Origin of the sequence: Ferrovibrio sp., from assembly GCF_029255545.1 — a bacterium.
Classification (GTDB): Bacteria; Pseudomonadota; Alphaproteobacteria; order Ferrovibrionales; family Ferrovibrionaceae; genus Ferrovibrio.
Window position 1 is genome coordinate 56060 of the sequence record NZ_JANLJJ010000016.1, and the last position, 22870, is coordinate 78929.

At 61.3% G+C, this 22870-nt stretch carries 20 protein-coding genes; 8 read left to right on the forward strand and 12 right to left on the reverse strand.

Going from position 1 to position 22870, the window contains the following annotated elements; all coding sequences use genetic code 11:
• Position 1 precedes the first annotated feature (1 nt).
• From Q1J79_RS02100 to Q1J79_RS02135, 8 genes are all read right to left on the reverse strand, one after another.
• Complete coding sequence (locus Q1J79_RS02100; protein WP_300295825.1) at positions 2 to 1600, reverse strand: acyl-CoA carboxylase subunit beta; 1599 nt, start codon at positions 1598 to 1600, stop codon at positions 2 to 4.
• Positions 1601 to 1603: 3 nt separating this feature from the next.
• Positions 1604 to 2224: a TetR/AcrR family transcriptional regulator gene (locus Q1J79_RS02105; protein ID WP_300295828.1), complete on the reverse strand. Its 621-nt coding sequence runs from the start codon at positions 2222 to 2224 to the stop codon at positions 1604 to 1606.
• Positions 2225 to 2377: 153 nt separating this feature from the next.
• Positions 2378 to 3208, reverse strand: coding sequence for an SDR family oxidoreductase (locus Q1J79_RS02110; protein WP_300295831.1), 831 nt, complete (start codon positions 3206 to 3208; stop codon positions 2378 to 2380).
• 23 nt (positions 3209 to 3231) lie between these two features.
• A complete protein-coding gene (locus Q1J79_RS02115; RefSeq protein ID WP_300295833.1) occupies positions 3232 to 4416 on the reverse strand; it encodes a lipid-transfer protein in 1185 nt (394 codons plus the stop codon).
• A 103-nt stretch (positions 4417 to 4519) separates the two neighbouring features.
• Entirely contained in the window at positions 4520 to 6127 is a 1608-nt protein-coding gene (locus Q1J79_RS02120; RefSeq protein ID WP_300295836.1) for an acyl-CoA carboxylase subunit beta, read from the reverse strand.
• A 1-nt stretch (position 6128) separates the two neighbouring features.
• The gene (locus tag Q1J79_RS02125; RefSeq protein WP_300295839.1) at positions 6129 to 6644 is read right to left on the reverse strand and encodes a biotin/lipoyl-containing protein; all 516 of its coding nucleotides are present in this window, start codon (positions 6642 to 6644) and stop codon (positions 6129 to 6131) included.
• The gene (locus tag Q1J79_RS02130; RefSeq protein WP_300295842.1) at positions 6632 to 8101 is read right to left on the reverse strand and encodes a biotin carboxylase N-terminal domain-containing protein; all 1470 of its coding nucleotides are present in this window, start codon (positions 8099 to 8101) and stop codon (positions 6632 to 6634) included. The genes Q1J79_RS02125 and Q1J79_RS02130 overlap by 13 nt, the downstream gene beginning before the upstream one ends.
• Before the next feature lie 14 nt (positions 8102 to 8115).
• Positions 8116 to 9915 carry an acyclic terpene utilization AtuA family protein gene (locus Q1J79_RS02135; RefSeq protein ID WP_300295845.1) on the reverse strand — a complete coding sequence of 600 codons (1800 nt, stop codon included), beginning with the start codon at positions 9913 to 9915 and terminating at the stop codon, positions 8116 to 8118.
• Positions 9916 to 10089: 174 nt separating this feature from the next.
• Between Q1J79_RS02135 and Q1J79_RS02140 the strand changes: the two genes are divergently transcribed.
• The 6 genes from Q1J79_RS02140 to Q1J79_RS02165 are packed head-to-tail and all read left to right on the forward strand — an operon-like array spanning position 10090 to position 15082.
• Positions 10090 to 11304, forward strand: coding sequence for an acyl-CoA dehydrogenase family protein (locus Q1J79_RS02140; protein ID WP_300295848.1), 1215 nt, complete (start codon positions 10090 to 10092; stop codon positions 11302 to 11304).
• Positions 11305 to 11318: 14 nt separating this feature from the next.
• Positions 11319 to 12518 carry an acyl-CoA dehydrogenase family protein gene (locus tag Q1J79_RS02145; RefSeq protein WP_300295851.1) on the forward strand — a complete coding sequence of 400 codons (1200 nt, stop codon included), beginning with the start codon at positions 11319 to 11321 and terminating at the stop codon, positions 12516 to 12518.
• Between the two features lie 10 nt (positions 12519 to 12528).
• Positions 12529 to 13386, forward strand: a complete 858-nt coding sequence (locus tag Q1J79_RS02150; protein WP_300295854.1) for an SDR family oxidoreductase — start codon at positions 12529 to 12531, stop codon at positions 13384 to 13386.
• Entirely contained in the window at positions 13379 to 14182 is an 804-nt protein-coding gene (locus tag Q1J79_RS02155; RefSeq protein ID WP_300295857.1) for an enoyl-CoA hydratase-related protein, read from the forward strand. Before Q1J79_RS02150 ends, Q1J79_RS02155 begins: the two co-directional genes overlap by 8 nt.
• Before the next feature lie 16 nt (positions 14183 to 14198).
• Positions 14199 to 14684: a PaaI family thioesterase gene (locus tag Q1J79_RS02160; protein WP_300295860.1), complete on the forward strand. Its 486-nt coding sequence runs from the start codon at positions 14199 to 14201 to the stop codon at positions 14682 to 14684.
• A complete protein-coding gene (locus tag Q1J79_RS02165; protein ID WP_300295863.1) occupies positions 14681 to 15082 on the forward strand; it encodes a PaaI family thioesterase in 402 nt (133 codons plus the stop codon). Before Q1J79_RS02160 ends, Q1J79_RS02165 begins: the two co-directional genes overlap by 4 nt.
• Before the next feature lie 23 nt (positions 15083 to 15105).
• On the opposite strand, the gene Q1J79_RS02170 is transcribed toward Q1J79_RS02165, so the two are convergent.
• Complete coding sequence (locus Q1J79_RS02170) at positions 15106 to 16419, reverse strand: TetR/AcrR family transcriptional regulator (protein WP_300295866.1); 1314 nt, start codon at positions 16417 to 16419, stop codon at positions 15106 to 15108.
• Positions 16420 to 16531: 112 nt separating this feature from the next.
• Here Q1J79_RS02170 and Q1J79_RS02175 point away from each other — a divergent pair, with 112 nt between their 5' ends.
• Positions 16532 to 17293, forward strand: a complete 762-nt coding sequence (locus Q1J79_RS02175; protein WP_300295869.1) for a glucose 1-dehydrogenase — start codon at positions 16532 to 16534, stop codon at positions 17291 to 17293.
• Between the two features lie 552 nt (positions 17294 to 17845).
• Here Q1J79_RS02175 and Q1J79_RS21090 read toward each other — a convergent pair.
• From Q1J79_RS21090 to Q1J79_RS02185, 3 genes are read right to left on the reverse strand one after another with little or no spacing between them, the layout of a single operon-like run.
• Complete coding sequence (locus Q1J79_RS21090; RefSeq protein WP_367182951.1) at positions 17846 to 17989, reverse strand: acyl-CoA dehydrogenase family protein; 144 nt, start codon at positions 17987 to 17989, stop codon at positions 17846 to 17848.
• A gap of 32 nt (positions 17990 to 18021) precedes the next feature.
• A complete protein-coding gene (locus Q1J79_RS02180; RefSeq protein ID WP_300295872.1) occupies positions 18022 to 19551 on the reverse strand; it encodes a class I adenylate-forming enzyme family protein in 1530 nt (509 codons plus the stop codon).
• 31 nt (positions 19552 to 19582) lie between these two features.
• Positions 19583 to 21616 (reverse strand): FAD-dependent oxidoreductase, encoded by a 2034-nt coding sequence (locus tag Q1J79_RS02185; protein ID WP_300295874.1) that lies wholly within the window; start codon positions 21614 to 21616, stop codon positions 19583 to 19585.
• Between the two features lie 92 nt (positions 21617 to 21708).
• Here Q1J79_RS02185 and Q1J79_RS02190 point away from each other — a divergent pair.
• Positions 21709 to 22870 (forward strand): acyl-CoA dehydrogenase family protein (locus tag Q1J79_RS02190; RefSeq protein WP_300295877.1); only part of this gene is annotated, 1162 nt, incomplete at its 3' end.

The window sequence follows — 22870 nt, forward strand, 5'->3', positions numbered from 1 at the left end:
CTTACATTCTGAAAACGGGTGTATGACGCCCCGTATCCGGAACCGAGGTCACTATCGCCAGGCACAGGCCCAGGATGTCGCGGGTCTGGCCAGGCTCGATCAGGCCGTCGTCCCACAGCCTCGAGGTCGCGTAATAGGGGTCGGACTGTTTGGCATATTGCGTACGCACCTCGGCCTCGATCCGTGCCAGATCGGCCTGCATATTAGCAGGGTCTCCGCCCTTCCCGCGCCGCAGCTCCAACATGACATTCGAGGCAATGTCGGCCGACATGGTTGCCAACTCCGCTGTGGGCCAGGCGAAGAGAAAGCATGGCGCGAACCCTCGGCCGCACATGCCGTAGTTGCCGGCGCCGTAGGAGCCGCCCACAATTACCGACAGCCGGGGCACCTTAGCCACGGACATGGCGTAGACCAGCTTGGCGCTATTCTTGGCGATGCCGCCGCGCTCGGCCTCGGTGCCGACCATGAAGCCGGAAATGTTGTGCAGGAATAGAAGCGGAATGTCGCGCTGGTCGCACATCGACACGAACTGCGCACCTTTCAGCGAGCTGTCGGAGAGCAGCGCGCCGTTGTTGCCGAGGATTCCGACGCGATAGCCGTGGATGCGGGCGGTTCCGCAGACGAGCGTCTCGCCCCAGCTCGGCTTGAATTCGCGGAACTCGCCTGCGTCGATCATGCGCAGCAGAAGCTCTCGTACATCATAGGGCTGCTTGCGATCGGCGCTGATAATCCCTAACAGCTCTTCGGGATCGTGCAGGGGTGCGGCGGTGGGTATATCCGGCGCCATCGGCCGCGTGAGGCCCAGGCTGGCCACAATGTCGCGCATCAGCGCCAGCGCGTGATATTCGTCTTCAGCCAGATGGTCGCTGACCCCCGAGACGCGGGTATGCATCTCTGCGCCGCCCAGCGTTTCGCCGTCCACCTCCTCATTGATCGCCACCTTGACGATCGAGGGCCCCCCAAGATGGATGCGCGCATTGCCGCGCACCATGATGACCTCGTCCGAGAGCGCCGGAATGTAGGCGCCTCCCGCCGTGCAACCGCCGAACACCGCCGAAATCTGCGGCAGACCGGATGCCGACATGTTGGTCTGGCGGAAGAAAGAATTGCCGAAATGCCGGGCATCGGGGAAGACCCGGTCCTGCTCGGGCAAGTAGGCTCCGCCGCAATCAACGAGGTAAAGACAGGGCAGACGGTTTTCCGCCGCGATCTCCTGCGCACGAATATGCTTCTTAACGGTTTCGTGGTAAAATGAACCACCTTTGACCGTGGCATCGTTGGCGATAACCATACAGGGCAGTCCGTGCACGATGCCAACGCCCGTCACTATCCCGGCGCCGGGCACATCTCCGCCGTATTGTCCGTAGGCCGCCAGCGAAGAAAGCTCCATGAACGCGGCACCGGGATCCACCAGCAGGTCGATTCGTTCGCGGACCAGAAGCTTGCCGCGGCTGCGGTGGCGTTCGACCATGTCGGCGCGACCGCCTGCGGTCGCTACGGCGATCCGCCCACGCAGTGTCTCGACACGCGCTTTTTGTGCTACGTGATTGCACCTGAAGGTTTCCGAGCCGATCAATACGGCCGATGTGAGTTCAACCATGAATTAAGCTTCTCGCTGTTCGAGCATTCCATTGAGAAGGATGTCGGCATATGCCGCGGCCAGCGTCTCGACGCTGCCGCGTTCGGGGTCGAACCATTCCAAGGTTGCATTCAGCGCGCCAATAAGCATCAGACGCAGACGACGGATATCGACGTTGCGCCGCACGGCTCCGACCTTCTGAAGGCGGGTCAGCAAGGCGTCCCACTCGGCCTCGTAGGCCCGGCGCGTAGGCAGATTGGCATCGCGGACGGATTGCGGCACCTGCCCGAAAATCCGCACATTGGCCGATGAGTAGTCACTGACGTCCAACAACGCGCGCAGGTGCGCCCTTATCGCTGCCCGAAGAATGGCGGCAGCGGGGCCGTCGGGATGTGTTAAAACAGCTCGGCGCATCTTCTCGTGGACGGCTAAGATACCCGCATCCAGAATGGCCACGACGATCTCGTCCTTTGAGCCGAAATGATAATAGATGCTCCCTGCCTTGATCCCCGCCGCCTCGGCGATCTTCCTCAGCGATACCGGGCCATAGCCCTGTTCGCGGAAAAGCCGCGCCGCAACATTCAGTATGCCGTCGCGCCCGACTGGGTTGCGAGTGGTAGCGGCTAACACTTTTTTCGCGACCACGGAGGTATCCAGCAGAGGCTCGTTGCATAACTAACATTTGTTAGCTTGGTTCCGCCGAAATGTCAACTATGCTTCAGCGGGTTTCACGCTTTAGGGATCGACCGGTTGCCTACCGCCGGTACCCAGACCCTTAAGGGCTCGCGACCGCATGGGTCAGATGGTGAAGCCACCTCCGCAGATCACGTATTGGCCCGAGATGAAGTTCGATTCGGGCAGGCAGAAAAGATAGACGGCACCAGCCGCCTCTTCGGGCGTGCCGACGCGTCCCAGCGGGATCATCCGCTCCATCTGGCTCAGCAGGTCTGGGTTGACTCCGACTTTGATCTCTCTGTTCCCGACGGTGATCTTGTTTGCGCCGCCGGCGCTGCCCTCGGTCAGACGGGTGCGGATCGGTCCAAAAGCCACGGCGTTTACGTTCACTTTGTAGCGCCCCCATTCCTTCGCCATGGTCCGAGTCAGGCCCAGGATTCCGGCCTTGGCGGCAGAATAGTTGATCTGGCCGGCATTGCCTCCGGTGCCGGCAATCGAAGAGATGTTCACTACTTTTCGGAATACCTCCTTACCGGCAGCAGCCTCTTCCTTGGCCCTGGCTGCGATCACCGGCTGTGCAGCGCGCAGGATCTTGAATGGGGCGGTCAGGTGCACGTCAATGATCGCCTGCCACTGCTCGTCTGTCATCTTCTGGACCACACTGTCCCAAGTGTAGCCCGCGTTATTCACGATGATGTCGAGCCCACCGAAGCTGTCGACTCCGGTCTGCACGAAACGTTCAGCGAAGCCCGTCTCTGTCACGCTGCCCGCGCAAACAACCGCCCGGCCACCGCTGGCGCGGATTGCGTCAGCGGTTTCGCTGGCCGGGTCGACGTCAAGATCGTTCACCACGACCCGCGCGCCTTCCGACGCCAGCTTCAGCGCGATCTCGCGCCCGATGCCACGGCCCGAACCCGAAACCAGAGCCACGCGGCCTTCAAGTTTCCCCGCCATGTCGTCTCCTCCGTTCGCCCGCCTCAGGCTTTCTCGTAAAGGGTTACCACACAAGCACCACCCAGTCCCAGATTGTGTTGAAGCGCCAGACGTGCGCCCTCGACTTGGCGCGCCCCGCTCGTTCCACGCAACTGCTGCACGAGTTCCGCACACTGCGCCAGGCCTGTCGCACCCAGCGGATGGCCCTTTGAGAGAAGCCCGCCTGAGGGGTTGGTGACATACTTGCCGCCATAGGTGTTATCGCCATCCTCAACGAGCTTCGCCGCCTCGCCGCGATTGCAGAGCCCAAGCGCCTCATATGTAATGAGCTCGTTGTGGGCGAAACAATCGTGCAGCTCGATTACATCCAGATCGCCGGGGCCGAAGCCGGCTGCCTCGTAGACCTGTTCAGCGGCCCGCCGCGCCATAGACCAACCGACGACCTCCCGCATGTCATGGGCGCTGAAGGTTTCGGGGCCGTCGGTCGTCATTGCCTGTGCGGCGATTCGCACAGATCTGTCGAGGCCGTTCTTTTCCGCAAATTCCTTCGAGCAGATTATCGCGGCCGCCGCGCCGCAGGTGGGCGGGCAGGCCATCAGCTTCGTCATGACGCCCGGCCAGACCACTTGCGCCTGCAGTACCTCTTCGGGCGTCACCTCCTGACGAAACAGCGCAACCGGGTTCTTCGCCGCGTGACGGCTGGCCTTGGCACGGATCCTGGCAAAGGTCTCAAGTGTTGTCCCGAATTCATCCATATGTGCCTTGCCCGCACCCCCGAAATACCGCAGCGCGAGGGGTACCTCAGCATTTCCGACTAGCCTGTCGGTCTCCGCGTCGAACGACACGAAAGGGCTGACGCGGTCGGTGAACATCGCGCCGATCGCGCCGGGCTTCATCTGCTCGAAGCCCACAGCGAGAGCACAATCGACAGCGCCGCTTTCCACCGCTTGGCGCGCGAGGAATAGTGCAGTCGAGCCTGTCGAGCAGTTGTTATTGACGTTGACCACCGGGATGCCGGTCATCCCCACTTGGTATAGCGCGCGCTGGCCGCAGGTACTGTCGCCGTAGACATAACCTGCGTAGGCCTGCTGTACCTTGTTATAGTCGAGGCCCGCGTCTTCCAGCGCGATGCGCGTGGCTGTACCGGCCATCACGTCGTAGCTCTCAGACTTCCCGGGCTTCTGAAACGGCACCATTCCGACACCTACGACATAGGCGTTGTCTTTCATTTAACGTTCTCCCATAATTGATTGTCGGGCTGAGCAACAATTTCCAGCAACGGAAGCGAGAGACAGCTTCCTTCGGCGTTCCGGGGCCTTTGCGGTCGCACCGTTACATCCTGAAAACGCCGTAATGAGGATCGCCGATCGGGGCGTTGAGGGCCGCAGAGATCGATATCGCCAAAGCGTTTCGGGTATCGACTGGATCGAGAATGCCGTCATCCCATATCTCTGAGGTCGAGGTATAGGCCTCTACGTCGCGCTTGTAGCGCTCCAGCACCGGGTCTCGGATCGCGGCGATCTCCGCGTCGGTGAGTTCTTTGCCCTCTCGCTGCAACTGGCGAATCTTCACGTCAGCCATAGTATTGGCCGCCTGTTCGGCGCCCATGACGCCGATCTCCGCCTGCGGCCACATGAACAGCGTCCGCCCGTCCCAGGCCCGGCCGCACATGCCGTAATTGCCGGCCCCGTAAGAAGCGTTGGCGATCACCGTGAACTTGGGCACCGCCGAGCCGCCTTGCGCCATCAGCATTTTCGCTCCGTCCTTGGTGATCCCGCGTTCCTCGTATTGACGGCCGACCATGAAGCCGGTGATGTTCTGGAAGAAGACCAGCGGGGTACGGTTCTGATTACAAAGCTGGATGAAATGCGCTGCCTTGAGCGAACTATCGTTGAACAGCACCCCATTGTTGGCGAGAATCCCGACCTTGAAACCCCAAATGTGGGCGAAACCGCAGACCAGGCTAGTGCCGTAATCGGGCTGGTATTCGTGGAATCGGGATCCGTCCACAATGCGCGCGATCACCTCACGCATGTCAAACTGGGTTTTGCGGTCCTTCGGAATGATGCCATAAAGCTCTCGAGGGTCGTAGAAAGGCTCTTCGATCGGCGCAGTCGCGATCACCGCTTTTTGAGGCTGCTTCCACTGACTCACGACTTCGCGAGCGAGCGCGAAGGCATGTGTCTCGCTGGCAGCGCGGTAATCGCCGGTGCCCGACACACTGGTGTGCATGATCGCGCCGCCCAGTTCCTGGACGCCAACTTCCTCTCCGGTCGCCGCCTTCACGAGAGGCGGACCGCCGAGAAAGATCGCACCACTGCCTTCGATGATAATGTTGTAGTCGCTCAATGCCGGGACATAAGCACCGCCGGCCGTACAATGCCCGCCGACGATGGCCAGTTGAGGCACGTTCATTCGGCTGAGGATCGTCTGATTGCGGAATACCCGCCCGCCGAGATAGCGGTCGGGAAAGACGCCATGCTGGAGCGGCAGAAATCCGCCCGCGCTATCACAGATGTGCACGACCGGCAGGCGGTTCTCGATGGCGATATCCAGAAGCCGCACGATCTTCTTGACGGTCAGCGGATACCAGGCCCCACCCTTGACACTTGCGTCATTGGCGTGGATAGCGACCTCGCGCCCCTGCACAATTCCGATGCCCGTCACAACACCAGCACCTGGTACCGTGCGGTCATATGCCCGGCATGCGGCGAGAGTGGAAAACTCCAGAAATGGTGTCCCGGGGTCGAGCAGCAACTCGAGCCGCTCGCGTACGGATAGCTTGTTCTGCCGCGCCAGACGGTCGAGGTCGCGCCGCGGGCGTTCGTAGCGGGCAGCGTGCTGGTGCGCATGAAATTCTTTCAGGCGTCTGGTCATGGCGACGTAATTTTCCCTGTACTCGCCGGCCGTGACATCGATACGGCTCTGGATCTGGCGCATCTTATTCCTCCTCGGGCGCAAGGCGCGCCAGAACGTCCTTGAGGCCGAAGCCCTCGCCGGGAGCAAACGGAACTTCGGCTACCACGCCGTCGCGGGGCGCGCTTAGCGTGGTTTCGAGTTTCATGCTCTCGATCACGAGGATCGTCTGGCCCTTTCCGACCCGGTCGCCGGGTCCAGCCGCGACCGAGACAACGACCCCCGGCATCGGGGCCAGGATCTTGTCCTGACCGGTACCTGTGCCACCTTCAACCTGCTGGTCGGCCGGATCGGTGCGCCCTATCTCGTAGGCACGCCCATACAGGTGGATGAATGTCGCCGTCTTGCTCACCGTTAGACGCAGCGGGATGCTCCGCCCATCGAGTTCCAGCAAGAAAGCGCCCTTGCCATGCGAGCGGGTCAGGGAACAGTGCACGGCCCGACCCCGTGCGTGCACGACATATCCCTTGCCGGTATGGGCCAGCCAGATTGGAAATTCCTCGCCGCGAATCTCGAGTAACCGCCGCATCAGTTTCTCCACGCACCCATCAGCCGGTGCATCTCCGGTATCTCGTCGACTGCTCGGACAAGCCGGACGTCTGACAGAGCCGCCGCGGCCAGCAGTATATCAGTCACGTCGTCACCGGGGGCGGTCAGCACCGGCGCCTCCTCGGCGAGAAACCCCGTTGAGACGTCGCCTGCGAGGAAGCGCGGATGTGCCAAAATTGCATCGAGGTAGCCGGTGTTCGTGGTAACACCCAGGATGACGTAATCCTGTACCGCAGCCCGCGCACGCGCGATCGCAGCGGCGCGGTCAGGGCCATGAACAATGAGCTTGGCAAGCATCGGATCGAAATCGGTCGTCACCTTGCTGCCTTCCAGAATGCCGCTATCCACCCGAACGCCCGGGCCCTGCGGCTCTTCCATCAGAAGCACCTCGCCAATGGCCGGCCGGAAATCGGCGGACGCATCCTCCGCACAGATGCGCAACTCGATGGCGTGACCGGTCTGCCGAATTTCGGCTTGGGCGTGGCTAAGTCCTCCACCGGCAGCGATGCGTAGCTGTTCAGCCACCAGGTCTATGCCGGTCACCATTTCCGTCACCGGATGTTCGACCTGCAATCGTGTATTCATCTCAAGAAAATAGAATGCCCCGTCGGGCGCATAGATGAACTCCACCGTACCTGCGCCGCGATAGTTCACCGCGCGCGCGATACCGGCAGCGGTCTTGCAAATTTCCGCCCGCTGCTCAGGATTCAGTGCCGGCGAGGGTGTTTCCTCGATGATCTTCTGGAACCGGCGCTGTATCGAGCATTCGCGCTCCCAGCAGTGGACGACATTGCCGCGGCCGTCACCCACCACTTGCACTTCAATGTGCCGCGGACGCTCGATATAGCGCTCGGCGAACAGCCGTCCATCGCCGAAATACCGCTTTCCCTCGCGCCTTGCGGTCTCGATCTCCGCCTCCAGTGACGCGTCCTCGCGCACCACACGCATTCCTTTGCCGCCGCCGCCGGCGGAGGGCTTGATCAGGAGCGGGAAGCCGACAACACGGGCGCGCTCGACGAAATTTGTAGGATCGTCGTCCTCGATCGCTGCAGGCGCGACCGGAAAACCGCGTTCCGCGACGAAGGCGCGGGCGCGCACCTTGTCGCCCATCAGGTCGATGACGTCCTCGGTGGGCCCGACAAACATGATGCCGGCGGCGTCCAAGGCACGCACAAAGGCGGCGTTTTCGGCGAGAAAGCCATAGCCGGGATGCACGGCATCCGCACAGACCCGTCGGGCTGCCGCAACGATCTGATCGATATCGAGATAGGCTGCGACCGGGGTGGGCCCTTCGACCTCAACCACTTCGTCGGCGATCAAATGCGCGCTACCTGTCAGTTCGTTCCGGTGCCGCAACACCGCGACAGCCAAACCCCGCGCCCGGGCAGTGCGCACGATGCGTGCCGCGATTTCCCCCCGGTTTGCCACGAGAAGCTTATGGATCGGCATGGCTGGTTCGCACCTCATGCCGCGTACTGCGCCGACAAGCCGTCGCGCGCGGCAAGCTCGGCCGGAACGGACACTCCGATATCCAGCAGGATCTGACCGTAACCCTTGCCTTGTGGATCGATGCGGACGGAGGCGATTCCACCGCCACCGAGGGAGTCGTGCAGCATGAAGTTCAATGCGTGGATTCCGGGCAGTTCGTATCCCTCAACGGGCCCCTCGCAGACATGCGCGAAATAGTTCCTCACCCGCTCTTCGGTGAGCGCAGTGCGGATATAGGGCAGATATTCGGGCTTCCGCGCGATCACCCCGATGTTGGCGATGTTGCCCTTGTCGCCCGAGCGCGCCCAGGCCAACGCAACCAGCGGTACCGTCACGGCGTCCGCGCCCGGATCGCCCGCTTCGCCGCGATACGGCTTGGGCACGGGAAGGGTCACCGCCTCCCCCGCTACCTGAACCGGCGCCGGCTTGCCGCCCACCTCCACCGTGACGGGTGTATCGGTCTTCGGGTGCAGGAACGAGAAAAGCCGCACGACCGGCTGCACCTTCGGCCGCCCTGCGAAGAAGCCGGTCAGCCCTTGCGCCGAGGAAACCGCCATCGGCGCGATCTCGCCGGCGAAGATATTCAGTGCGTCGCGATCGTCATGAACCGCGCCGATCTTCAGAACCACCTCACGGGTCCGGGCGCGGGCGTTCGCCCCATAGGCGGCCTCCGCGCCCAGCACTTCCACACTGACCTGCCGGAAGTCGCCGAGATTGCGCCCGCGAAAAATGCGGCGGCAGCGCGTGAGGATCGCCTCGGCCACGCGTTCCGCCTTGGCCGGCGCATCAATCGCGGCCAGCGTCAGCGTGGTGACCGCCCGCCAGCTATCAGCATAAGTGGCCGAAACCTTGTAGCTGTCGGTGCGCCCCAGTCCCCGCGCGCCCTTCACCAGCACCCGGTTGGACCCCACCTGCTCCAACCTCACCTGCGACCATTCGCAGATCACGTCGGGAAGTATATAGCGCTGTGGATCGCCAATCTCGTAGAGCATTTGCTCGCCGACCGAGGCCGGCGCCACCAGCCCTCCCGTACCGGCCGTCTTGGTCATGATGAAGCCGCCATCAGCGGAGACCTCGACGATCGGCATTCCCATATCGTCCCAGCCGGGCACCTCCCGCCAGTCGGTGAAGTTGCCGCCTGTGCCCTGCGGGCCACATTCAATCAGATGGCCCGCGAGCGAACCCTGGGAGAGCCGGTCCCAGTCCTCGTCGCCCCAGCCGAACTCATGCATCAGCGGCCCAAGCGCCACGGCGCTATCAGCGCAACGGCCAGTCACCACGATATCGGCACCCGCGTCGAGGGCGGCCGCAATCGGTCGTGCACCGAGATACGCGTTCATGCTCATCAGCTTGCCGGGAAAGGGCGCGCTCGAAAACATCTCGGTAACGCCACGATCGCGCAGTTCGTCCGACCTGTCCAGCAGGTCATCGCCCAGTACCGCCCCGATGCTGATGTTGACCCCGGCCGTCTCCGCCGCCTTGGCCAGGGCATCACGGCAGCCGCGCGGATTGACCCCACCGGCGTTGGCGACAACCTTGATCCCCCTGCGCTTGAGCTCAGGCAAGAAGGGCGCAACTGCCTGGACAAAGTCTGGGGCATAGCCCGCTTCCGGCGACTTCGTCCGCGCCCGAGCAAGCAGCGACATCGTGATCTCGGCAAGATAGTCGAAAACAAGATAATTGATGCGGCCCCTCGTCACCAATTGGCCGATCGCCTCGGGCGTGTCGCCCCAGAATCCCGAGGCGCAGCCGATGCGCACAGTTCGACCAGTCATCGCAACCTCCCCTGTCGACCGTTGGATCGGGCCGACGCCGATGGAAAGCTTCTGCCTTTCCTCCAAGCCTGTGCCTAAAACCAAGCATGCAGCTCGACACTACTTGAAACGTTTTCTAACATATGTTTGATTCCAATCAATAGGCAAGTCGCCCAGTCATTGGGAGGATCAAAGATGAATGTCCAGGCCGGGCCAGACATAGCCGCGCTCGAGGCCATAAAGGCCAACTATTCGCTTACGCCCGAACAACGGCAGATCGTTGACCACGTGGATCGGGTTGCGCGCGAGATTCTTCATCCTTTGCAAGGTAAAATGGATGCGGAAGAATGGTGGCCCGACGATTTGTTTCGGCAGATGGGCGAGATCGGACTGCTCGGCATTACTGCGCCCGAGGAGCTGGGCGGCAGCGGCCAGAATGAATTTACCCAGGCCCTAGTGTCAGAGACCATCTCGAAATGGAACCCGGCCGTCGGACTTTCGCACGGCGCGCACGACAACTTGTGCCTTAACAATATCCTCAGGAACGGCTCGGAAGAGCAGGTGCAGAAATACGTTCCCGGCCTGTGCTCGGGGAAGCTGGTCGGCGCACTCGGGCTCACCGAACCCGGCGCGGGCTCGGATGCGCTGGGCTCGATGGCCACGAGGGCCGTACGCGACGGCAACGACTATGTGATTAACGGCTCCAAAATCTACATTACCAATGGTCCGATTGCGGATGTCATCCTGGTTTATGCAAAGACTGATAAATCAAAGGGCGCCAAGGGAATATCCGCCTTTATCGTCGAGACCGACAATCCTGGCTTCAAGGTGGCGCAGAAACTCGACAAGATGGGATTCCGCGGCTCACCCACAGGCGAGCTGGTCTTCGAGGATTGCCGCGTGCCCGCGTCGGCCATGATCGGGGTCGAGAACAGCGGCGTATCGGTAGTGATGAGCGGGCTCGACTTGGAGCGCGCGATGGTCGCTTCGATTTGCGTAGGGATGGCCGAAAGGGCCCTGGAGCTTGCGCTCGATTACGCCAAGATCCGCGAACAGTTCGGCAGACCGATCTCCAGCTTCCAGATGGTTCAGTCAAAGCTCGCGGAAATCTATATTGAAGTCGAAACGGCACGCGCCTTCGGCTATCGGGCGCTCGCGGCCTGCGTCGGCCTGCCTAAAGGCGCCGGCGGACGCGGCGAGATCCATAAGCTTACCGCCGCCGCCTGCCTATACGCGGGTGAAGCTTTCAACAAGGCTGTCACCGAAGCGTGCCATATCCATGGCGGTTCGGGCTACATGCAGGATACCGAGATCAACCGGCTGTTCCGTGCCAACAAGCTGCTGGAAATCGGTGCGGGCACCAGCGAGGTGCGAAAGATCATCATTGCCGAAGAACTTCTGCGCGTCTGAAAAACGGGATAAACATGAGCCAGCAATTGCGCAATGCCCCCGGCCTTCCCACCTACTTCCTGAGCGACGAGCAGCAGGCGCTGGCCGATCAGGCATCTCGCTTTTTCTTTTCCGAGTTTCACCACCTGAACGCCGAGATGGACGACACCGACGACCTGTCGCCCTCCGTCTTTCCCAAGCTGGGGGAGATGGGCTATTTGGGACTGAACGTCTCGCCGGAATATGGCGGCGCAGGGCTCGACTTCACGTCGGCCTGCGTCATCACCGAAGAGCTGTCGCGCGCCTCGGCGGCGATCGGTCTGAGCCATGTTGCCCACGACAATCTTTGCGTCAACAACATCTACCGCAACGCCAATGAGGATCTGCGGCGAAAGTATCTGCCGGGCCTCTGCGATGGCTCGCTGATTGGCGCCCTGGGCCTGACCGAACCCGGCGCAGGATCGGACGCGCTCGGTTCGATGCGGACGACCGCCCGAAAGGACGGCGACCAGTACGTGCTCAACGGATCAAAGATCTACATCACCAATGGCCCAATCGCCGATATCGTGCTGGTCTACGCCAAGACCTCGCCCGAGAAGGGCGCCAAGGGAATTTCTGCCTTCATCGTGGAAACCGACACTCCAGGCTTCAAAGTGGCGCAAAAGCTAAACAAGATGGGGTTCCGGGGCTCGCCGACAGGCGAGTTGGTGTTTGAGGATTGCCGGGTGCCGGCTGCAAACATGGTGGGCAGACTGGATGGTGGTGTGGCGGTGACAATGTCGGGACTCGATCTTGAACGCGCCATCGTCTGCTTCAACGCGGTGGGCATCGCGCGGCGGGCATTGGAGATATCCATCGACTATGCCAAAACGCGCCAGCAGTTCGGAAAGCCGATCGCCAATTTCCAGATGGTGCAGTCCATGCTGGCCGAGATGTATACCGAGATCGAGGCGGCGCGCAGCCTGTCGCTGCGCACCGCCGCCATGTGCGAGGGTCTGGAGGAAGGGCAAGGCGGGCGTGGCGAGATCCACAAGCTGACGGCTGCTGCGATCTTCAAGGCTGCGGCAGCGACCTCCTTCGTGCTGGATCGCGCCGTGCAGATACACGGCGGATCAGGCTACATGCGCGACACCGAGGTGAACCGCCTCTATCGGACTGGGCGGGTGCTCGAGGTAGGAGCCGGCACGCAGGAGGTCCGCAAGCTCATTATCTCCGGCGAACTGCTGAAGAACTGAGGCCCGGCACATGCGAGAAAAGCAGGTTCAGCGCCGCTTCGCCGCCAACCTCATGTTAGGGCAGGTTGCGCTCGTGACCGGCTCGGGCTCCGGCATGGGTCGCGCCACAGCGCTTGAAATGGCCTCCTGCGGAGCCAGCCTGGCGCTTCTCGCCCGTCGTGAGGAGCCGCTTGAGGAAACCGCCGAGATGATCCGCGCTATGGGCGGCGAAGCCTTCGTTGTGCCGGGCGACACCCGCGACGAGAAGAGCGTCGAGGCGGCGATGCTGAAGATCAAGCACCACTACGGTCGGCTCGATGTGCTTGTGAACAATGCCGGCGGTCAGTATATCGCCGCCGCCCGCGATATCACCAATAAAGGGTTCGAGGCGGTTATCCGCAATAATCTGATCGGCTCATGGCAGATGACGCGAGCCGCCGCCGACCACTTCATGTTTGAAAATGGTGGCTCGATCATATTCGTAACCGCAATCTCGGCCCGCACCGCACTAACGGGCTTCGCTCATACCGTTGCCGCGCGAGCGGGCGTCACAGGCTTGATGAAGACGCTCGCCGCCGAATGGGGTGAATACGGCATCCGCCTGAACTGCGTCGCTCCCGGTACGATCAAGACGGAGGCGCTCGGTCGCTACCCGATCCCGCCGGAAAAATGGCAGGAACTAAACCGATCTGTCCTGAACCGCATGGGCGCGGCGGAAGACGTCGCCGGGACCATAATATTTCTTGCCTCCAAGCTCGGTTCCTTCATCACCGGCGAAGATGTCTATGTTGACGGGGGAGAAACCCTGCATTTGGGCCACGACGCCCGTGACATGATCCATCCGGGCATGTTTCAGGAGCGTCAGCGGGGGGACGGGAAACATGAGTGAACCCGTCGTCCTGATCGAGGTTGCGAATCGCATCGCGACAGTGACGCTCAACGAGCCAGGGAGACGCAATCCCGTCACCGGCAATGGGATGATCTCGGGGCTGCTCGACGCTTTTGACCAGGCGCAGCGCAATGCTGAAGTGAGCGTTATGATCCTGACCGGCGCAGACCCGGCCTTCTGTGCGGGCGGCGACATCAAGGAAATGGCCGACCGTGAGAGCGTGTTCCGTAAAGATCCGCTGGCCGTGGCGGACAGCTACACCAACGGCATTCAGCGGGTGCCGCTCGCGCTCTACAATCTCGACATACCGACGATCGCGGCTGTCAATGGCCCCGCCGTGGGCGCGGGCTGCGACTTGGCGATGATGTGCGACATGCGTGTCGCGTCGGAGAGAGCGAAGTTCGGCGAGGTGTTTTTGAACCTCGGAATCATTCCTGGCGACGCTGGCAGCTGGTTCCTTCTGCGGCGCCTCGGTTACCAGAAAGCAGCCGAGTTGACATTCACGGGGCGGATGGTCGGGTCCGAGGAGGCATTGGAGCTTGGAATGGTACTTGAGGTCGTGCCGCACGGCGATCTCATGGCGCGGGCGCGGGAGCGTGCGGCCGTGATTGCGGCCAAGCCGCCCCGCGCGGTGCGCGTCGCCAAGAGGCTGATGCGAAATGCCGAACGGATGGATCTGCCGGATTTCCTGAACACCGCGGCTGCCTATCAGGCGCTGATGCACCATACCAAGGACCATCACGAAGCTCTTGCCGCATTCCTCGAGAAACGAAATCCCATGTTCCTTGGCAACTGACAGACCGAGTTTGCTGATGACCCAACCAGACCAGAAGAAACTTGATCAGATCGCCAGGATGTGGAGCCATCGTGGACGTGGTTTGATTACGGAAATGGACCTGAAGATCGAAAAGGTCGCGATCGACGGCGTTCTGGTCAGGATGCCGTTCAACCCGTCGTTCTGCGCCGACGAGGAGAAAACCCTGCTGCATGGCGGGGTGCTGACGGCTCTTCTCGACAGTGTGTTCGGGCTTGCGAATTTCGTCGCGATCGACGGGATCAGCAGCATGGCCACAATCGATCTTCGCGTCGATTACCTGCGTCCGGCCAGATCGCAGGCCGATATCATGGTGCGCGCTGAATGCTTCCGTCAGACCCGGCATATCGCCTTCGATTCGGGCAGTGTCTGGTTCGATGAGTCGGATCAGGCCGAAGTGGCCCGTGGCACTGCGACTTTCGCGCTCACGCGGGGCGAGGTCAGCATTTTCGACGCGATGACGCAAAGTAGGGTCTCCAAATGACGCCGGATCGTGCAACTCAGCAGCTCAGGAAAGTACCGTTCTTCCAGTTTCTCGATTTCGCGATCACCGGGCTTGATGAAACGCATGCGGTCGCGACGATGCCGTTCGCCGAGCGACTAGTCGGAAATCCCATCATGGAATATTACCATGGCGGGATAATCGCTAGCTTCATGGAGGCGGTCGCCGCGATCTGTGTTAGCCATGGCCCCGATCTGCAGCCGCCGAAACCGATCAATCTGACGGTTGACTACCTGCGCCCAGCTGTCAAAGGGCCACTGATGACGGAAGCCACCGTGAGTCGGAAAGGCAAACGCATGGCAAGCGTGCGGACAACCTGCTGGCAGGATGACACCTCCCGGCCGGTAGCCGAAGGAGTGTATCACTTCCTGATGGTTTGAAGCCTGCTTCTCCGGGCGCTCGCCTATGTGATCTCCGGGGCTGAGTCGTTGGCCGAAATGCCGTCAAGAAGCAATTTGATAATCAGATCCGTGAAAGCTGGAAGCGTGTAATATCCGCGTCGGTTACACTTTCCAGGATCGAACCATTCGACCGTCCAATTCAGCGCGCCCAGCATTGCCTGGCGTAGCGGAACCACCTTGATGTCGGAGCGCAAGGCTCCGCCCGCCTGCGCCTCGCGCAACAGCTGATCCCAGACCTTTGCGTATTCGTGTCGAATAGCCCGGTGGCGCGAGCGAATCTCTTCCGGCAACATTCCATAGATGCGGATGTTGGCGGAGGTAAATTCGCTTGCACGGAACAAATAGACCATGTGGGTGGCGATCGCTGTCGCGATGCGGTTTACATGATCCTCCTTGTCCGGCCATGCGGTGATCGCATGGTTGACGCCTTTTAGGAGATCACGCAGGCCCAGGTCGAGCACCTCGTCGAGAACTTCCTCTTTTGAGCCGAAATGGTAATACACGCTACCTGCCTCGAGGCCCGCTTCCGATGCGACCCGGCGCATAGTTGCGGCCTTGTACCCGCTCTCTCGCAAGATTCGCGCGGCCGCGCGAAGAATTTGATCGCGGGTTCGTTCGGCCTTCCCTTTCGGCTCGAGTCCATCCGCTGGGCCAATGGATTCGACCGACACACTGGCCGCTCCGACACGGTTTGTGCACATGCCGTCGAGCAGCAGTTTCGATAAGCGTTCCGACAGCACACTTACCGGATATCGTTTGCTGTCATACCATTCCGCTGTCCAGTTCATAGCTCCGAGGACGAACTGGCTGACCAGGACGGCCGGGATATCACTGCGCAGATCGCCAGCGTCCTGATGCCGCTGCAAAAACGATCGCCAGAGTTGCGCATAGGCCTGGCGCAACGGCCGATGCGCTCTGCGGCGCTTGTCAGAAAGCATAGGGAAGTTCCTGATATTTGCCGAAGTGAAATCGCTTTCTTTCAGAAGGAAACGAAGATGGGCATCGACAAGTTGCGCGAATGTCGTCCGGAGCGGGTCACCTTCCGCCCGCGCCCGTTCGACGATCTCCCGAATTTGCTCGTAGAGCTGCCTGACCCCCATATCGAGGACATCATCCAGGATCTGGTCCTTTGACTTGAAGTGATAATAGATACTGCCAGCTTCCAGCTTCGCAGCCTCTGCGATCCGCCGCATGGTTGTTGCGTTGTATCCCTCATTGCTGAAGAGCTTCGCCGCCGCCAGGAGGATGGCCTGACGCGTCTGCACCGATCTGCTGTACGGCTCGTCATCGGGGCTATGGACAAGGACTTTTTCCATGAAACTCTCTTTAAACACTGGACATCAGTTTATCGGTTGCGGTATTTCGAACAAGTGTTAGAATACGGCCGGTCGGATGTGGCGACGACTCTGGCATAGGGAGAAAGCGGGAATGCGCGGACTGAAGGGCAAGAGGGTAATCGTCACGGGTGGCGGAAGCGGAATCGGGCGAGCAGTTTGCTCAAGGTTTGCAGAGGAAGGAGCCGAAGTTGCAGTCTTCGACCTCAATGAAGAAGGAGGCCGGAAAACCGTCAGCTCGATCAAGGATGCAGGCGGCAAGGCGTACGCATACACTGTCGATATTACCGACCGCAAGGCCGTGGATGCCGCAGTCGCTGATTTCGAAGCGAGCCGTCCGATCGACGTTCTGGTCAACAATGCCGGCTGGGACGCGATCAAACCGTTCCTCGATACCGACCGGGCGCTTTGGGACAAGGTCATCGACATCAATCTGTATGGGCCGCTCAACATGCATCATGCCGTGTTGCCCGGCATGGTCAAGAACCGCTCTGGCCGCGTGGTCAACATCGCTTCCGATGCTGGCCGCGTCGGTTCGTCGGGCGAGGCCGTCTATTCGGCCTGCAAGGGCGGCATAATATCTTTCACCAAGACGCTCGCGCGTGAACTGGCGCGGCATGGCATCCAGCTCAATGCCGTCGCGCCGGGGCCGACTGATACGCCGCTATTCGCGCAGGTAGCCCAGGGCGAGACCGGCGCAAAAATAGCTGAAGGCCTGAAGCGGGCCATCCCGATGAAGCGGCTGGCTCAGCCAAGCGACTTCCCGGGCATCATCTGTTTCCTTGCATCGGAGGACGCCGGCTTCATCACCGGCCAAGTGATCTCGGTCTCCGGTGGGTTGTCGATGCACGGTTGATCGTCCGTGACAGCACCGCGGAGTTAGTAGCGTCGAGATCTGTTTTGAGTTCCCTCCCCAACTGGCCGTGCTACTGGCGCGGCCTTTTTTTCTTCGAGAGAAGTGGAAAAGTTCCAGATAGAATGCGACAGCCGCAGTGTAAGGACGCTGAAGGCGTTCCTCCGGAACTGCGACGGGAGCAGCTATGGAGGAAATCGCCGACCGCGCCGGCGCCTGTGCTGAGCGGTTCTGGCGAAGACCTCAGTCGCGCAGCTGTCCGTTTCAGCAGGCTCTCATCTGAATCGGGCGTGGCTCCAATTCAATCCAACTACCCGCCTGATTCCAAGAATTTTCCGGATTATTCGGGCGTGGGCCTCGCTGGAAACTGCGGGCCAGCTGCAGCCGCCCTGTTTCAGGCGGTCAGAGTGCACCGAGACCGGTGAGGTTACGTCCGATCACCAACGTCTGTATCTCGGTGGTGCCATCGGGATTGGCATGACTTTGGCGTTGCGGAAGTGCAGTTCCACCGGGAATCCCTTGGTGATCGCGTTACCGCCGTGGATCTGCGCCGCATTACTGGATCTCGACAGCCATCCCGGTGGCGTACCACTTTGCCATCGAGGTCTGAGTGTCGCAGCGAACGCCAAGCCCAAGAAGCTGCGACCCGCGCTGGCAGAGAAGCCGGGCCGTATCGAGTTGGGTAGCCATGTCAGCCAGGTTCGCACGTCAGTCAGCGTCAGGAGTAAGCATCAGTTCGGCTCGGCCTCAATCCAGGTTTCCAGGACGTGTCGCTGAATTTTGCCGCTGGTCGAGCGCGGGAAATCCCCAGAAGCGATGAAGCGGATCTCACGCGGTCGCTTATAGCCGGCCAGCTGCTCGCGGCAAAGCCGCATCAGTTCGTCGGCATCGGGGCCGTCGGCGTGCCGTGCGACGAAGGCCACCGGGCGTTCGCCCCAGCGCTGGTCCTTGACCTTCACCACGGCGGCGTCGATTACCTGCGGATGAGTCAGCAGTACCCGCTCGATCTCGGCCGGATAGACGTTCTCCCCACCCGACTTGATGAGGTATTTGGCGCGGTCCACGAAGTCGATGGTGCCGTCCGCATTGCGGCGGAAAACGTCGCCCATGTGGAAAAAGCCGCCGCGGAAGTCGTGGGCGTTGGCCTCATCGGCATTCCAGTACCCGGAAAACAGAGTGGGTCCGCGCACGGCCATTTCTCCGGGCGTTCCCTCCGCCACCTCACGCCCCTCCGGATCGACGAGCCGCACCTCGCAGAAGGCGCTGGCGCGCTTGGAGAGACGTTTCGGTGCGGCGCCCACCGGAATCAGCTCGGCGGTGGCCGGCGGCAGCCCCGTTTCGGTCGCGCCGAAGGAGTTGAGATAGGGCGCGCCGATCAGCGACGTGAGTTCTGCAATCTGATGCGGTGGCACCAGATCGGCCATGGCGCCGCAGACCCTGACGCCTCTGATCGGCAGGGGATTGGCGTGACGTTCTGCGATGAAGGTCTCGATCGCACCGGGCATCATAACGAACCAGCCGACCTTATGGCGGCTCAGCCCCTCATTGATAACGGCCAGTTGCAGGCCGTCTACGATCACCACGGGGCCACCCCGCAAGACCGTGGCGAGCGCATGGTCGGTCGAAGCCATATGGAACATCGGCGCCCAGGCGATGAAGGCGTCATCAGGTTCGAGCCCGAGTTGCGCCGCAAAGACCAGGGAACGCGCGATATGGGCGCGATGACTGATGAGCGCGCCCTTGGGCAACCCCGTGGTGCCGGAGGTGTAGAGAATGGTCAGGCCCGACTCAACGTCATTGACCAGCGCGCCAATGCGCGGGTCGGACACTGCTCCCGCCAGTGCAGTCTCCCAGTCCGGACCGATTTCCAGAACCGGCAGGTTCGAGACAGCGTCTAAGGCCGCGCGCAATTCAGGCTCTACTACGGCCAGAACCGGTTCGACCAGGTCGATGCAGTGCTTCAGCTCAGGTGCGGCCAGTCTCCAGTTCAGGCAGGCGACAATGGCACCGATTCCCGCAGCGGCCAGTTGCAGCTCCAGATACTCGCTGCGGTTATGCGATAGGATCGCCACCCGGTCCCCCGGCCTCACACCCCGCGCCAGAAGCACCGCCGCGAGACGGTCCACACGGTCCAGAAGGGTGCCGTAGCTGAGCCTTTTTTCTCCGTCCTCGAGTGCAAGCGCCCCTTCTTGCACGCGCGCTCTCGTGCGAAACATTGAATAGACATCGGCCTGCCCCGCTCGGTCCACCTCCGGCACCATGATGCTTCTCCCAGGTGTTCGATCCCGATTCTCACAAAGACTGGGCCAGCCGCACCCCTTCATCAATGGCACGCAGCGCATCGAGTTCAGCCGCCTCAGCCGCACCGCCGACCATCGAGGCGGAAATTCCCCGTGCCGTCAGCATATCGTACAGCGTCCGATCCGGTTCCTGTCCAGTACAGAGGACAATCGTGTCCGCGGCGACAACCCTTACCTCGCCGTTCAACACAATATGGAGCCCTTTGTCGTCGATCCGCTCATAGACCACACCTGCCAAGGTCTCGACTCCATGTTTGCGCAACGCGTTCCGAAGGATCCAGCCGGTCGAAACTCCAAGTCCCTGCCCCTGCTTGCTCGTCTTGCGTTGAAGCATCACTACTTTGCGCTTCGCAGGCAACTCAGCCAGCGGATCGCCCGCCAGCGCGCCGTCTTTCCTGAACTGTCCGTCCACACCCCATCTTTCGAAAAAGGCTGCGTTCTCGTTGGCCTCAGCCGATTGGGTAACAAGGAACTCGGCTACGTCATGGCCGATCCCGCCCGCGCCCATGATGGCCACGGTCTGTCCTGCCTCCCGTGCGCCGGAGAGGATCTCGGCATATGTCGCGACCTTGACATGATCGACGCCCGGAACGCCCGGGATGCGAGGGGTCACGCCGGTGGCGATCACCACATGATCAAACCCGGCAAGATCGTCCGCAGTTGCGCGACAGCCCAGCCGGAGGGTGACACCGTGCTTGCACATCTGAGCAGTGTAATAACGTAACGTTTCGTCGAACTCGCGCTTGCCCGGGACCGCACGCGCCAGTTGGAGCTGTCCGCCTAGCCGGTCCTCGGCCTCGAAAAGCGTGACCGCGTGGCCAAGCCGCGCAGCCTCGGCCGCGGTGGCCATACCCGCCGCCCCGCCGCCGACGATCGCCAATTTCTTTGGGGTCTCGCTCGGCGTGTCACGGAATTCCGCCTCGCGGCCGGCGCGCGGATTGACCAGGCAGCTTACCGGACGATCCGAGAAGATGAAATCTAGGCATGCCTGATTGCAGGCGATGCAGGTGTTGATCTCATGGGCTCGACCTTCGCGCACCTTCCTCACGAAATGAGGATCGGCGAGGAAGGGCCGCGCCATCGAGACCATGTCGGCATCTCCAGAGGCCAGGATGTCCTCGGCGACCTCAGGGGTGTTGATCCGGTTCGAGGCTATTACCGGGATTGAGACCGCCGCCTTCACGTTCGCCGCCGCCTGCCGCCAGGCGCCACGCGGCACCGGATAAGCGATCGTCGGCACGCGCGCCTCATGCCAGCCAATTCCGGTGTTCAGGATATCTGCGCCGGCGATCTCGATCTTGCGTGCGAGCATGGCAATCTCTTCTGCGGGCGCGCCGCTATCGACAAGATCGGCTGCCGAGATTCGGTATATTACCAGAAACTCCGGTCCGCAGCGGTCGCGCACCGCGCGCACGATTTCCACAGGAAATCGGTGCCGGTTATCGGCGCTGCCGCCCCAGCCGTCTTGACGTTTGTTGGTGTGGGTCACGGTGAATTCATTGATGAGATAACCTTCCGAACCCATGATCTCGACCCCGTCGAAACCTGCAGCCTGCGCGTTTGCCGCGGCAGTTGCGAAATCGTCTATGGTCCGTCGGATATCCGCAGCGGTCATCTCGCGCGGGGAATAGCGGTTGATCGGCGCCCGGATCGGCGAGGGTGCCACGCAACCTTCGAACTTAGCATAACGCCCCGCGTGGCAGATCTGCGCGCAAATCAAGCTCCCTTCTTGATGGACTGCATCGCAAATCGGCTTGAGGCTCAGCGCCTGCCGCGGATCGTCGAGCCGCGGACCTTCCGGATCGAACATGCCTTCGGCGTTGGGCGCAAAGCCGCCAGTTACGATGACCGCCGCTTCGCCCCGAGCGCGTTCACGATAGAACGCGAGCTGTCTTTCGATACCGTCGGGTTCGCCTTCAAGCCGCGTGTGCATCGAGCCCATAAGGACCCGGTTTCGCAGGTTGTGGGCACCTGCCCGGATCGGAGACAGCAATTTCTCGAACGTCCTGTCGTTCCTGCTGGACATATTCACATTCCTCACCTTTAACATCTTGCCAGATATTCTAACGTCTGTTAGGTTTTAAGAAAAGCGAGATTTACAGGCTCGGGAGGCCGCACGTGCAGTTTCAACCGACAGATGACCAACAGGCGTTTCGACGGACAGCACAGCGTTTCGCGCGTGAGAAACTCGCCCAGAGTTATCAGAAGCGAGCCACCGAGCACGTGATGGATCGCGCACTGGTCACGGAGATGGGGGCGCTTGGTCTGATCGGTGCCGATCTGCCCCAGGAGTTCGGCGGGTTGGGCGAAAGCTCGGTTACCGCGGGGTTGATCGTCGAGGAAATCGCGCGGGCCGATTTCAATGTCAGCTACATTCAACTTCTGGGATCGCTAATGGGCGGCATGGTCGCGCAACACGCCTCCACGGAAATCGCCAAGTATTGGGTGTCCCGTGTCACGGCGGGTACGGCGGTGATCGGGCTGGGATTGACCGAGCCGCGCGGCGGGTCCGATGCGGCGAACCTGCAACTTAGGGCTACCAAGTCCGGTAACGGCTGGCGACTGAATGGCGAGAAGACCTCGATGAGCTTTGCTGCGCAGGCTGATGCGGCGGTGGTCTTTGCCCGTACGGGTGATCCCGAGAGCGGTTCGCGGGGGGTCAGTGCGTTTTTTGTGGACCTGAACGAAAAGGGCGTCAAAAGAACCCATTTCGACGATATCGGCACCAAGCCCGTTGGGCGCGGGTCGGTCTTCTTTGACGATGTCTTCGTCCCTTCGCAGTGCCTCATGGCCGAGCAAGATCGTGCCTTCGGCACGATCATGGCAGGCTTCGACTATTCCAGAGCGCTGATTGGGCTGCAATGTCTGGGCGCGGCGCAGGCCTCCGTGGACGAAACTTGGGCATATGTGCAGGAACGCGAAGCTTTCGGCGCGCCGCTGGCGCAATATCAGGGTGTCAGCTTTCCGCTGGCCGAAGCCGAAACCCAACTCACCATGATGCGCCAGCTTTGCTACTACACGCTCGATTTGCGCGACCGTGGCCTCCCGCACACCAAAGAAGCGGCCATGTGCAAATGGTACGTGCCGAAGGCCGCTTGTGAAATCATCCATCAGTGCCTCATCCTGCACGGTCACTACGGATATACTGCCGACCTGCCCTACCATCAGCGCTACAACGACGTGCTGGGTCTGCAGATCGGCGATGGAACGGCACAAATCCAGAAGCTCGTTATTGCGCGGGAAAAAGTCGGCCGCATGGCGTTGCAATACGACAAGAAGG

Excerpts from the sequence above, each read along its gene's own strand:
- Q1J79_RS02100 (WP_300295825.1), bottom strand. The coding sequence starts at position 1,600 with ATGGTTGAACTCACATCGGCCGTATTGATCGGCTCGGAAACCTTCAGG.
- Q1J79_RS02110 (WP_300295831.1), bottom strand. The coding sequence starts at position 3,208 with ATGGCGGGGAAACTTGAAGGCCGCGTGGCTCTGGTTTCGGGTTCGGGC.
- Q1J79_RS02115 (WP_300295833.1), bottom strand. The coding sequence starts at position 4,416 with ATGAAAGACAACGCCTATGTCGTAGGTGTCGGAATGGTGCCGTTTCAG.
- Q1J79_RS02120 (WP_300295836.1), bottom strand. The coding sequence starts at position 6,127 with ATGCGCCAGATCCAGAGCCGTATCGATGTCACGGCCGGCGAGTACAGG.
- Q1J79_RS02130 (WP_300295842.1), bottom strand. The coding sequence starts at position 8,101 with ATGCCGATCCATAAGCTTCTCGTGGCAAACCGGGGGGAAATCGCGGCA.
- Q1J79_RS02135 (WP_300295845.1), bottom strand. The coding sequence starts at position 9,915 with ATGACTGGTCGAACTGTGCGCATCGGCTGCGCCTCGGGATTCTGGGGC.
- Q1J79_RS02140 (WP_300295848.1), top strand. The coding sequence starts at position 10,090 with ATGAATGTCCAGGCCGGGCCAGACATAGCCGCGCTCGAGGCCATAAAG.
- Q1J79_RS02145 (WP_300295851.1), top strand. The coding sequence starts at position 11,319 with ATGAGCCAGCAATTGCGCAATGCCCCCGGCCTTCCCACCTACTTCCTG.
- Q1J79_RS02150 (WP_300295854.1), top strand. The coding sequence starts at position 12,529 with ATGCGAGAAAAGCAGGTTCAGCGCCGCTTCGCCGCCAACCTCATGTTA.
- Q1J79_RS02155 (WP_300295857.1), top strand. The coding sequence starts at position 13,379 with ATGAGTGAACCCGTCGTCCTGATCGAGGTTGCGAATCGCATCGCGACA.
- Q1J79_RS02160 (WP_300295860.1), top strand. The coding sequence starts at position 14,199 with ATGACCCAACCAGACCAGAAGAAACTTGATCAGATCGCCAGGATGTGG.
- Q1J79_RS02165 (WP_300295863.1), top strand. The coding sequence starts at position 14,681 with ATGACGCCGGATCGTGCAACTCAGCAGCTCAGGAAAGTACCGTTCTTC.
- Q1J79_RS02170 (WP_300295866.1), bottom strand. The coding sequence starts at position 16,419 with ATGGAAAAAGTCCTTGTCCATAGCCCCGATGACGAGCCGTACAGCAGA.
- Q1J79_RS02175 (WP_300295869.1), top strand. The coding sequence starts at position 16,532 with ATGCGCGGACTGAAGGGCAAGAGGGTAATCGTCACGGGTGGCGGAAGC.
- Q1J79_RS02180 (WP_300295872.1), bottom strand. The coding sequence starts at position 19,551 with ATGGTGCCGGAGGTGGACCGAGCGGGGCAGGCCGATGTCTATTCAATG.
- Q1J79_RS02185 (WP_300295874.1), bottom strand. The coding sequence starts at position 21,616 with ATGTCCAGCAGGAACGACAGGACGTTCGAGAAATTGCTGTCTCCGATC.